Origin of the sequence: Bradyrhizobium sp. (assembly GCF_049691595.1) — a bacterium.
Lineage (GTDB): Bacteria > Pseudomonadota > Alphaproteobacteria > Rhizobiales > Xanthobacteraceae > Bradyrhizobium.
In genome coordinates, this window is sequence record NZ_JBAVNZ010000023.1 from 1 (window position 1) to 11826 (window position 11826).

The following is an 11826-nucleotide window of genomic DNA, read 5'->3' on the forward strand; positions in this document are numbered from 1 at the left end:
GGCGGTCTTGATGACCTCCAGATTGTGCTCGATCACGACCACCGTGTTGCCCTGCGAGACCAGTTCGTGCAGCACTTCTAGCAGCTTCGCTACGTCGTGGAAGTGCAGGCCCGTGGTCGGCTCGTCGAGGATGTAGAGCGTGCGGCCGGTGGCGCGCTTTGACAATTCCTTCGCGAGTTTGACGCGCTGGGCTTCGCCGCCGGAAAGCGTGGTGGCCTGCTGGCCGACATGGATGTAGTCGAGGCCGACGCGGTGCAGCGTTTTAAAAGTTTCGCGGACGCGCGGCACGGCCTTGAAGAACTCGGCGGCTTCTTCCACCGTCATGTCGAGCACGTCGGCGATGCTCTTGCCCTTGAACAGGACTTCCAGCGTTTCGCGGTTGTAGCGCTTGCCCTTGCAGGTGTCGCAGGTGACGTAGACGTCGGGCAGAAAGTGCATCTCGATCTTGATGACGCCGTCGCCCTGGCAGGCCTCGCAGCGGCCGCCCTTGACGTTGAAGGAGAACCGGCCAGGCTCGTAGCCGCGCGCCTTGGCCTCGGGCAGGCCGGCGAACCATTCGCGGATCGGCGTGAACGCGCCGGTATAGGTCGCGGGGTTGGAGCGCGGGGTGCGGCCGATCGGCGACTGGTCGATGTCGATGATCTTGTCGATATGTTCCAGCCCCTCGATGCGGTCGTGCGGCGCGGCGCCCTCGCTGGCATTGTTGAGCTTGCGGGCGATCGCCTTGTAGAGGGTGTCAATCAGGAGCGTCGACTTGCCGCCGCCGGACACGCCGGTGACGCAGGTGAACAGGCCGAGCGGAATTTCCGCCGAGATGTTTTTCAGATTGTTGCCGCGGGCGTTGATGACCTTGATGGTGCGGCGGTGGTTCGGCGGTTTGCGTTCGGGGATCGCCACCGACAATTCGCCGGTGAGATATTTGCCGGTCAGCGAGTTCGGATTGTTCATGATGTCGGCGGGGGTGCCCTGGGCGACGATATGGCCGCCATGCATGCCGGCGCCGGGGCCGATGTCGAGCACATGGTCGGCGAGGCGAATGGCGTCCTCGTCATGCTCGACCACGATCACGGTATTGCCGAGGTCGCGCAGCCGCTTCAGGGTTTCCAGCAGCCGCGCATTGTCGCGCTGGTGCAGGCCGATCGAGGGCTCGTCCAGCACATAGAGCACGCCGGTCAGGCCGGAGCCGATCTGCGAGGCGAGGCGAATGCGCTGGCTCTCGCCGCCGCTCAATGTGCCGGAGGCCCGCGCCAGGGTCAGGTAATTCAGGCCGACGTCGAGCAGGAATGACAGCCGCTCGCGAATCTCCTTCAGCACGCGTGCGGCGATCTCGTTCTGCTGCGCGTTGAGCGAAGCCGGCACGCGCTCGAACCACTCGCCGGCGCGGCGCACCGACAATTCGGAGATTTCGCCGATGTGCTTGCCGCCGATCTTGACGCAGAGCGACTCCGGCTTCAGCCGATGGCCGTGGCAGCCCTCGCAGGGAATGTCGGAAAAATATTTCGCCAGTTCCTCGCGCGCCCATTCGCTCTCGGTCTCGCGAAAGCGGCGGTCGAGATTGGTGATGACGCCCTCGAACGGCTTTTTGGTGTCGTAGGAGCGGACGCCGTCCTCATAGGAAAACTTGATCTCGTCCTCGCCGGAGCCGTGCAGCAGCGCCTGCTGCACCTTCTTCGGCAGGTCCTTCCACCTGGTGTCGAGCGTGAACTTGTAGAATTTGCCGAGCGCGGTCAGCGTCTGGATGTAATAGGGCGAGGACGATTTCGCCCACGGCGCGACCGCGCCCTTGCGCAAGGTCATTTCCTTGTCGGGAATGACCAGCTCCTCGTCGATGTGCTGCTCGACGCCAAGGCCGCCGCAGGCCGGGCAGGCGCCATAGGGGTTGTTGAAAGAAAACAGTCTGGGCTCGATTTCCGGGATGGTGAAGCCGGAAACCGGGCAGGCGAATTTTTCCGAGAACAGGATGCGTTCCGGCCCGCTCTTGTCGTGGATTTTCGCGGTTTTCTTTTTCTCGTCATGGCCGGGCTTGACCCGGCCATCCATCTCTTTTGAAGAAGATGGATCACCGGGTCTCGCGCTTTCAGCGCGGCCCGGCGATGACGAAGGTGGAGTATCCGCGTACTCGATGACGGCGAGCCCTTCCGCGAGCTTCAGCGCGGTCTCAAAACTCTCCGCCAACCGCTGGCCGATATCGGGCCTTACCACGATGCGGTCGACCACCACGTCGATGTCATGCGGAAATTTCTTGTCGAGGACCGGCGCCTCCGCCAGCTCATGGAAGGTGCCGTCGATCTTGACCCGCTGAAATCCCTTCTTGAGCCATTCGGCGAGCTCCTTCCTGTACTCGCCCTTGCGGCCGCGCACCACCGGCGCCAGCAGATAGAGCCGCGTGCCCTCGGGCAGCGCCAGCACGCGATCGACCATCTGCGAGACGATCTGGCTCTCGATCGGCAGGCCGGTGGCGGGCGAATAGGGCACGCCGACGCGCGCCCACAACAGCCGCATGTAGTCATAGATCTCGGTGACGGTGCCGACGGTGGAGCGCGGGTTCTTCGAGGTGGTCTTCTGCTCGATCGAGATCGCCGGCGACAGGCCGTCGATCTGGTCGACGTCGGGCTTTTGCATCATCTCCAAAAACTGGCGCGCATAGGCCGACAGCGACTCGACGTAGCGGCGCTGGCCTTCGGCATAGATGGTGTCGAAGGCGAGCGAGGATTTGCCGGAGCCGGACAGGCCCGTGAACACCACCAGCCGGTCGCGCGGAATTTCCAGGTCGACGTTTTTGAGGTTGTGTTCACGCGCGCCGCGGATCGTGATCGCGCGCGTGCCGGAGCCGGCGGTTGTCTGGCGCTTCGCCCTGAGCACTTCATCCATATCGGCATTTCCAGGCGCGTGAGATCGCGCCGCGTTTAGGCGCGCATCGCCGAAAAACTCCGGGAACAGGCGCCGATGGGGTATACCGGAACATAGAAAGAACGGGGAGCGATTTCCAGTGCCGTCGGCGAATCATCAACGGTTTGTTGGGGGCGGAAAATGGTGCCCAAAACACTGAAGCCTCCGCCCCGATGCTGTCGGAGCGGAGGCCCTTGCGGTCCTTGAGCGAAGCGCTGAAGGCGGTATCAGAAGTGGTAGTTGACGCCGATCTGGCCGCTGTTGATGTTGAGCGTGCCACTCGCGACGCCGCCCGGGATCACGCCCGCGAAGTAGTTCTCGCTGCTCAAGCTGCGGTAGAGGTACTCCGCCTTCACCGACCATTTCGGGGCGAACATGACCTCGACGCCGGCGCCCGCGGTCCATCCGGTGTGGACGTGGCTGTCTGAAATGCTCACGCCGCCCGCCGTGGCAGTGATCCGGTTGTCGGCCCAGGCGAAGCCGCCGGTGCCATAGAGCAGAACCTGGTCGACCGCGAAACCGATGCGGCCACGAACCGTGCCAAGATCGCGAATCCTGTCATTGACGGAGAGGAGGCCCGGGATGACCGCGGTTGCTCCAATGTCCGACCAGGCCGCGTCGGCTTCAAGGCCGTAGACGATCTGCCCACTCTGCCAGTTGTAGCCGACGGTGCCGCCCGCGAAGCCGCCGCTCAGCGCGCCGATGCCCGAGGTGTCTTCCTTGCCGTAACCACCCATGGCGCCGATATAGAAACCGGTCCAATTATAGATTGGTGCGTAAGGGGCGGGCGCCTTGGTATAGGTACGTGCAGGAAGGTCTGCCGCGACGGCGGGAGCCATCCCCAGCGCGACCAGGCCGAATGCGGTAAGGAAAACCTTCTTCATTTTACGTCTCCCACTTCTCTTTTGCGTTTCGCCGGTTCAGAAAACCGCTGGACCGGGTTCCGGAAGCCCAATCTGAAGTTGACCAATTTTCCTTAGCCTAATTGGCTCTCAAATACTGTCGCCGAAAGGCCACATCTGCGGTAGAAATGTGCGTAGCACAACCAGAGAATGCCGTATTGATCGATGCCGCAACAGCAAAAAGGCCGGCGCGAGGCCGGCCTTTTCTCTATTCGGTTGGATGCCGCGAAGATCAGTACTTCGCCACCACCGGACCACCCCAGCGATAGTTCACGCGAACGGTGACGAGATCGACGTCCTGACGGATGCGATCGGAACTGAAGAAGGCGCCGGCCGGCGTGGTGAAGGTGTAGGTACGATCCTGCATGAACAGATGATCGTACTCGATCGCCGCCGACCAGTTTGGGGCGAAGCCGTATTCGAGGCCGGCGCCGATGGTGCCGCCCCAGCGGGTATCGTCGCCGGTGCTCCCGGCAAGCGCGCCGCCCGTGGTGTTGTTGATGCGGTAACGATTCGAGGTCACCGCCGCACCGCCCTTGGCGTAGAACAGCGCGTTGTTGACGGCGTAACCGATTTGACCGGTGAACAGGCCGAACGCGTCGATCCGCGAGGTGTTGGTGGTGCCAGCGGGGCCGGGGAACAGAAGGCTCTGGTTCGAACCCTTCAGGTCGGCCCAGTCGCCCTGCGCTTCCAGGCCGAACACCCAGGTGCCGGCCTGCCAGCGATAACCGATCTGACCACCGGCGACGCCGCCGGTCGCATCATGGCAACCTTCGGAGGCGCCACCAGGCTGCAAGTTCCAGCAATCGCGGCTCGATCCCCAACCGCCGTTGGCGCCGATGTAGAAACCACTCCAGTCATAGATGGCGGCGAGCATCGGCGGCGGAGCCTTGGTGTAAGGACGCGCCGCGAGATCGGCGGCCGAGGCGGGGGCGGCCAGTGCAGCGAGCGCGACCGTAGCCAGCAGAAACTTTTTCATCGTACTATCTCCAACTCTTGATCGCTTCCCGTTGGTCCCGAAGCGTTTTCATTTCAGACGCCAGCGCCGCGCCGTTGCAGGCAAATGTACCTGGATTCAATCGCAAATACCGTCTCCGAAATGCAACACTCGCGAGTGAAGTGAAAGCGCCGCAAGTTAATGATTCATTTAGCAAATTTTGAGATCGCGAGGGTTCCCTCCGGTCCATCTTTGACCATCCAAGGGCTCCATTTCGGCCACAGTTTTTCCAGGCACCTGGATACCTACAAGCCCCCATTCGTGTGAACAAAACTGGAACAAGCCGCCTGGAAATGCTATATGTGGATAACAACGGGATCACCGAGGTTGGCTCCATCGGCGCCGGTGGCGAGCGTATAGGGTCGGGCGAAATGTCTCACGACGATGGCGGAATTCCGAACAGGAAGGCCGGACGTGCGGGGCAGTGCAGGAGTGGAGAACGGCGATGGCGGGAAGTGTGAACAAGGTGATTTTGGTCGGCAACCTCGGCAAGGATCCGGAAATCCGGCGCACCCAGGACGGCCGGCCGATCGCCAATCTGAGCGTCGCGACCTCGGAAAGCTGGCGCGACAAGGCGACCGGCGAGCGCAAGGAAAAGACCGAGTGGCATCGCGTCGTCATCTTCAATGAGGGGCTCTGCAAGGTCGCCGAGCAATATCTGAAGAAGGGCGCCAAGGTTTACATCGAAGGCCAGTTGCAGACCCGCAAATGGACCGACCAGAGCGGCGTCGACAAATATTCCACCGAAGTGGTGCTGCAGGGCTTCAACTCGAATCTCACGATGCTCGACGGCCGTGGCAGCGGCGGGGGCGGCAGCTCTGGATCCGACGATAGCGGCGGCGACTTCGGCTCCGGCGGGCCGGTCTCCTCGGCGCCGCGCCGGGCTGTCGCGGCGGGCGCCCGCAACGACATGGACGACGATATTCCGTTCTGAGCCCAGGCGGATCATGCACGCCGTCGTTCTTGGCCGATAACAGAGGCCGCAGGAATTGCTTGCGCGGCCTTTTCCCGGCCATGGAGAAAGGCCGGCTTCGCGATCTCGGCGCAACCCGCCGCTGGCTATGTAAGTCCATGAAAAAACGAAGGGAAAAACACCGCGCCTGGAGCGCCTTTGGAGTGTCCTTGGGGTGGTGGTCGGACCGTCGATGCGCTATATGATTCCGGAGATAAAATTGACCGGATTCCCCTTTGTCTGACCCTGAAGATACCAAGCCCGGCGAGCCGCCGGCGCCTTCCGACATTCGCCCCGTTTCCATTCTCGACGAGATGAAACGCTCCTACCTCGATTACGCCATGAGCGTGATCGTGGCGCGCGCGTTGCCGGATGCGCGCGACGGCCTCAAGCCGGTCCATCGCCGTATCCTCTATGCGATGTACGAGAACGGTTTCGAGTGGAACAAGCCATATCGCAAATCGGCGCGCACCGTCGGCGACGTCATCGGCAAATACCATCCCCATGGCGATCAGTCGGTCTATGACGCGCTGGTCCGCATGGCGCAGGATTTCTCGATGCGCGTGCCGCTGATCGACGGGCAGGGCAATTTCGGCTCGGTGGACGGCGATATGGCGGCCGCCATGCGCTACACCGAATCCCGCCTGACCAGGATCGCGCAGGGCCTGCTCGACGATATCGACAAGGACACGGTCGACTTCCAGCCGAATTACGACGGCAACGAGAAGGAGCCGTCGGTCCTGCCGGCGAAGTTTCCGAACCTTCTGGTCAACGGCGCCGGCGGCATCGCGGTCGGCATGGCGACCAACATCCCCCCGCACAATCTCGGCGAAGTCATCGACGCCTGCGTCGCGCTGATCGACAATCCCGCGCTCGGCATCGACGACCTCATCAACATCGTGCCGGGGCCGGATTTCCCGACCGGCGGCATCATCCTCGGCCGCCAGGGCATCCGCTCGGCCTATCACCTCGGCCGCGGCTCGATCGTGATGCGCGGCAAGGTCACGATCGACACCATCCGCAAGGATCGCGAAGCGATCATCGTCACCGAGATCCCGTATCAGGTCAACAAGGCCACCATGGTCGAGCGGATCGCCGAACTGGTGCGCGAGAAGAAGATCGAGGGCATTTCCGATCTGCGCGACGAATCCGACCGCGACGGTTTCCGCGTCGTCGTCGAGCTGAAGCGCGATGCCGTGCCCGACGTGGTGCTGAACCAGCTTTATCGTTTCACGCCGCTGCAGACCAATTTCGGCGCCAACATGGTCGCGCTCGACGGCGGCCGGCCGCAATTGATGAACCTGAAGGATTTTCTGACGCTGTTCGTCGCGTTCCGCGAACAGGTGGTGACGCGCCGCACCAAGTTCCTGCTCAACAAGGCGCGCGACCGCGCCCATATCCTGGTCGGCCTCGCCATCGCGGTCGCCAATATCGACGAGATCATTCGCGTGATCCGCACCTCGCCCGATCCCAACACCGCGCGCGAAACCCTGATGTCGCGGGTCTGGCCGGCGAGGGATGTCGCGGCGATGATCACGCTGATCGACGATCCCCGCCATCGCCTCAATGAGGACGGCACCGCGCGGCTGTCGATGGAGCAGGCGAGGGCGATCCTCGATCTCAGGCTGCAGCGGCTGACGGCGCTGGGGCGCGAGGAGATTTCGGAGGAGCTCGACAAGCTGGCGCTGGAAATCGCCGATTATCTCGACATCCTGCGTTCCCGCGCGCGGGTTCAGGCCATCATCAAGGCCGAGCTCGCCGACGTGAAGAGCGAATTCGCCACCGCGAGGAAAACCGTCATCGTCGAGCAGGAAGGCGAGGTCGAGGACGAGGACCTGATCCAGCGCGAGGACATGGTGGTCACAGTCTCGCATGCCGGCTACGTCAAGCGCGTGCCGCTCTCGGCCTATCGGGCGCAGCGGCGCGGCGGCAAGGGCCGGGCCGGCATGCAGACCCGCGACGAGGATTTCGTCAGCCGGCTGTTTGTGGCCTCCACCCACACGCCGGTGCTGTTCTTCTCCTCGCGCGGCCAGGTCTACAAGGAAAAGGTCTGGCGGCTGCCGGTGGCGGCGCCCAATGCCCGCGGCAAGGCTCTGATCAACATCCTGCCGCTGGAGCAGGGCGAGCGCATCACCACCATCATGCCGCTGCCGGAGGACGAATCCTCCTGGGGCAATCTCGATGTGATGTTCGCGACCACCGGCGGCAATGTCCGCCGCAACAAGCTGTCCGACTTCGTCGATGTCCGCCGCTCCGGCATCATCGCCATGAAGCTCGAGGACGACGAAGCGATCGTCGACGTCCAGATCTGCACCGAGCGGGACGACGTGCTTTTGACTGCCGCCGGCGGCCAGTGCATCCGTTTCCCGGTGACCGACGTGCGCGTGTTCACCGGCCGCACCTCGATGGGCGTGCGCGGCATCGCGCTCGCCAAAAACGACAGACTGATCTCGCTCTCGATCCTGCGCCATGTCGAGGCGACCGCGGACGAGCGGTCGGCCTACCTGAAGATGCGCCGGGCCGTGGCCGGTGAAATGGCATCCGAGGAGCCGGCGGAGGCCGAGGGCGAGGAGATTTCGAGCGCGATCCAGCTCTCTTCCGAGCGCTATGTGGAGATGTCGGCGCAGGAGCAGGTGGTGCTGACGGTCTCGGTGAACGGTTACGGCAAGCGGACCTCGTCCTACGAATACCGCACCACCGGGCGCGGCGGCAAAGGCATCGTCGCGATGTCCGTCAACAACCGCAACGGCAAGCTGGTGGCGTCATTCCCGGTCGAGGAAAGCGACCAGATCATGCTGGTGACCGACAAGGGCCAGCTGATCCGCTGCCCGGTGGAAGGCATCCGGATCGCCGGCCGCTCGACCCAGGGCGTCATCGTGTTCGACACCGCCGAGGACGAGCATGTGGTGTCGGTCGAGCATATCGGCGACGACGGGGAAAACGGCGAGAACGGCAACGGGCATTAGGCGCGAATGGCGAATGGGGGCGCGGGCGCCGATCAGCGCGCAGGCCCGGCCTCGGCTGCGATCTGATCCCTGACGGCCGCTTCGAACTGGCTGGCGGAGGCGGCGATCGTCAATCGCCTCTCCTCAAGGAAGGCCGAGAAGATACCGACCACGGTCGGGGTGCCATCGACGTCCGCCAGGATAGGCGAGCCCGAATAGCCAAAATTCGCCAGGCACTGCACGATCAGCAGCCGAGTGTCCCGGTCCAGATCGGCGCGGCAGTTTCGCAGCGCGGTGGGGGAAAAGCGCCGCTCTTCGCCATAGCCGATTTCGGAGACGGTCCCTGCCAGCGTGGCGGACCTCAACTGTTCGCGTGTCATCGCCTTGACGGCAACCGGCTTTGCCGGCACGGCCGCCTTGAGGACGATGAGCGCCCAATCGGCCGGCGATCGATCGAGCGTCCACTTGGTCTTCAAGGTCGGAACGAAATCCTTCGCGACGATGAACCGCTCCGCGGCTGTGGACGAGGCCGGCGTTCCCTTGTTCATGCCGGCCAGGAAGTGGACGCTGGCCGGGCTGATCGGCTCGGTTCCGTTCAGCAGGCAATGCGCGGCGGTGAGCACGATCTTGGGTGCGACAAGGGTGCCGGTGCACCAGCCGCCCGTGCTGAAACGCGCAACGGCGACGACGCCGATCGCCGAGGCCGGCCAGGTCGCGGGATCCACGACCTCGCCGAAATGCCGATCGAGGCCGAGCAGTTCTTCCGGTCGCGGATCCCTGACGCTGGCCAGGGATGATTCGGGCTTCGGCTTCCAGCGGTCGATGATCTCCTGGGCCTGCGCGCGTTGCGCCTCGGTCAGCGTCAGTTTCTGGACGCTTCGTGCCGCGGATCGCACGCCTGCCCGCCCGGCCATGACGATGAAGGCGTAGCCCTGCACGGGGTCTTTCGAAACGCCCCTGCCGTCCAGGGTCATCTGGCCGAGCATGAATTGAGACTGGGCAAATCCCTGCGCGGCGGCCCGGGCGAACCATCGCGCGGCTTCCGCATCATCGCGCCGCACGCCCTCGCCATTGGTATATGCGAGGCCGAGAAAGTGCTGCGCGATCTGAAGTCCCTGGTCCGCGGCCTTGCGATACCATGTGAGCGCCTCCGCGGGGTTTCGTTGAAGACCCCATCCGTGGGCATGCATGAATCCGACATCGAACTGCGCGCGCGGGTCGCCCTTCTCAGCGAGGGGAGAGAGGCGCTGAAGCGCGCTCGCGTAATCGCCCCTGTAGGCTGCCGCGACGGCTTCGTCGAGTTCCGCTGCCGTGGCCGGACCCATCAGGCCGAGCACGAGGATGAGGAATGCGAGAGCTGCGTTGATCATGCGTGTCCACCGTGATCGGTGGACATGAAGATGGCTCCGTCAGACGACACGATCAAGACGGGAGGGAAAGTTTACTGGTCCGCGGAATCGGCTCCGGCAAGTCGGCGCTATTCACGGTCTGCGTCGATCAAGATCAATGCAACTCGGCTGGTTTTTCCGGCTCCATAAAACGATCGCGCGGACCGGGACATTTCAATGTTAGGGTCTTCGCAGGGTGAGGTCTCTTTAACCCGCCGTTCAATGCGAGAGGGCGGGTTCAACAGAACCCGCCCTCTCGCGAGCTTCGCACATTCCGGTTGTTTCAGTCTTATTGTTTCAGTGCAACGTCGCTTCGTCGTCTTCGGGATTTGCGTGCGCCCGGCATTGCTCCTCGAGCTGTTGTCGCTCCCGATCCATTTCATCAAGGATCTGTTGGCAGAACAGTTTGGCTTTGCGCCGGCTCTCGCCGAGCCGAGACCTGGCATGTTTCCTGAATAACCCCATGATATCCTATCCTCTGTTACAGCCCCACTTTGCGGGCACTACATCGCACAACTCGCGCCGCTCTTCACGACCGTAGTACTACCGGTGGGAAACCGGCGGAACTTCAGGTTTGTCTTTGCGACGGCGCGTCACCTTCGACCAATCCAGAGCTGGAATTTTTTGTGCTGCTTGACAAATCTGGTCTGCGATCCGCGCTCCGAGCGTCGAGCCAAGTCATGGCTTTGTGGCGTATGATTGATCGATCATCTGCACTGGGGTTGCTGTTAAACCAGACACTTCGAGCACCGCGGCCATCAGTGCAATTATGGGCACATATTTCGCAAAGTGGGCGTTGCGCGCCGACAGCAGTGCCAACAGCGCGACGATGCCGCCTTCGCCGCGGTTGTCGGCGCGCAGGATCAGCATCGCGTATTTGATCGAGATGATCAGGATCAGGGCCCGCAGGATCGGCAACACCACGCCGAGGATTGCCTCCGGGGTCAGCGCGCCGCCGTGGGCAGCGGCCTTGGCGGCTTCTTTCAGCGCATGAACGGGCTGGTGCCGATGTCGCCATAGACGACGCCGAGGGCGGCGATCGTTGCTGTCAATGGAAGCGGGTTGGGATGGCCGGAAGTTACGGCTCGCGTGGTGGTCACCGGCTGCACCTCCAGGGACGTGCCAAGGATATCGCGCCCGCCGGTCATCCGAGGGGCGCGATCAAATGCCAGTGTGCGACGACCCGCCGCAAATTGCCACGGGTTTTGCCAGAGAAACCCACGCGTTGTTATGGCGTGCGGTCGGCGGTTACCAGGCGCGCCTCGCGGACGGTGACCTTGGAGCCAGCGGCGCGCAGGCAGGAAGCCTCGAAATTCGGCCAGGCCTGCTGCGAGCAAGCCTTGCCAACGGGGCGGATGTCCAGCCGGTCAGCCTTGGCGAGGGCTTGCGGCACGCGGGCTTCGACCTGCGGGGTAAAACCGGGAAGAACGGTGAGCGCGGCGGCGATCAGCGCGGCAGCGGCGATGGCAGAAAATGCCTTGATCATGACGGTCCCCCTGACATTGGGCCTTTGCGGCCCGTTTGGTTGCTGCCTTGGTAACCGGCGCCGGTTTCCGGCTGTCTTCGCCGGGCCGGAAAATGGTTTCGTCCCGGAGAAGTTTCGTTTCGTCGCCTTTGGCGGACGAAACATTGCGGGTTCGCGAAGGAGACGCCCGGAGCCCGAAGCGGTTTCAGCGGCTGAGGCGAAATAGAGTGCCCGGCGGCATCGGAACCAGGCCGGCTTGCCGGGCCGCCCGGGGCGGGCTAGAGGGTG

Annotated in this window: 8 protein-coding genes and 1 pseudogene; 3 read left to right on the forward strand and 6 right to left on the reverse strand. The window is 63.3% G+C overall.

Translation table 11 applies throughout. The features are described from left to right. From uvrA to WCE35_RS00905, 3 genes are all read right to left on the reverse strand, one after another. Window positions 1-2871, reverse strand: a 2871-nt coding sequence (uvrA, locus tag WCE35_RS00895; protein ID WP_424591464.1) for an excinuclease ABC subunit UvrA, incomplete at its 3' end; no start/stop codon positions are given. A 245-nt stretch (window positions 2872-3116) separates the two neighbouring features. Then, a complete protein-coding gene (locus WCE35_RS00900) occupies window positions 3117-3773 on the reverse strand; it encodes an outer membrane protein (protein WP_424591465.1) in 657 nt (218 codons plus the stop codon). 250 nt (window positions 3774-4023) lie between these two features. Further along, window positions 4024-4770, reverse strand: coding sequence for an outer membrane protein (locus tag WCE35_RS00905; RefSeq protein ID WP_424591466.1), 747 nt, complete (start codon window positions 4768-4770; stop codon window positions 4024-4026). A 463-nt stretch (window positions 4771-5233) separates the two neighbouring features. On the opposite strand from WCE35_RS00905, the gene WCE35_RS00910 reads away from it, so the two are divergent. After that, a complete protein-coding gene (locus WCE35_RS00910; protein ID WP_424591467.1) occupies window positions 5234-5722 on the forward strand; it encodes a single-stranded DNA-binding protein in 489 nt (162 codons plus the stop codon). A 254-nt stretch (window positions 5723-5976) separates the two neighbouring features. After that, window positions 5977-8706, forward strand: a complete 2730-nt coding sequence (gyrA, locus tag WCE35_RS00915) for a DNA gyrase subunit A (protein WP_424591468.1) — start codon at window positions 5977-5979, stop codon at window positions 8704-8706. A 32-nt stretch (window positions 8707-8738) separates the two neighbouring features. Here gyrA and WCE35_RS00920 read toward each other — a convergent pair whose 3' ends face one another. Further along, entirely contained in the window at window positions 8739-10055 is a 1317-nt protein-coding gene (locus WCE35_RS00920) for a trypsin-like serine protease (RefSeq protein WP_424591469.1), read from the reverse strand. Between the two features lie 318 nt (window positions 10056-10373). Here WCE35_RS00920 and WCE35_RS00925 point away from each other — a divergent pair, with 318 nt between their 5' ends. Beyond that, window positions 10374-10532: a hypothetical protein gene (locus WCE35_RS00925; RefSeq protein WP_424591470.1), complete on the forward strand. Its 159-nt coding sequence runs from the start codon at window positions 10374-10376 to the stop codon at window positions 10530-10532. A gap of 258 nt (window positions 10533-10790) precedes the next feature. On the opposite strand, the pseudogene WCE35_RS00930 reads toward WCE35_RS00925, so the two are convergent. Beyond that, window positions 10791-11173: pseudogene (locus WCE35_RS00930) on the reverse strand (KUP/HAK/KT family potassium transporter); the annotation flags it as partial. Window positions 11174-11301: 128 nt separating this feature from the next. Continuing rightward, window positions 11302-11559, reverse strand: a complete 258-nt coding sequence (locus tag WCE35_RS00935; protein WP_424591471.1) for a hypothetical protein — start codon at window positions 11557-11559, stop codon at window positions 11302-11304. Between the last annotated feature and the right edge of the window lie 267 nt (window positions 11560-11826).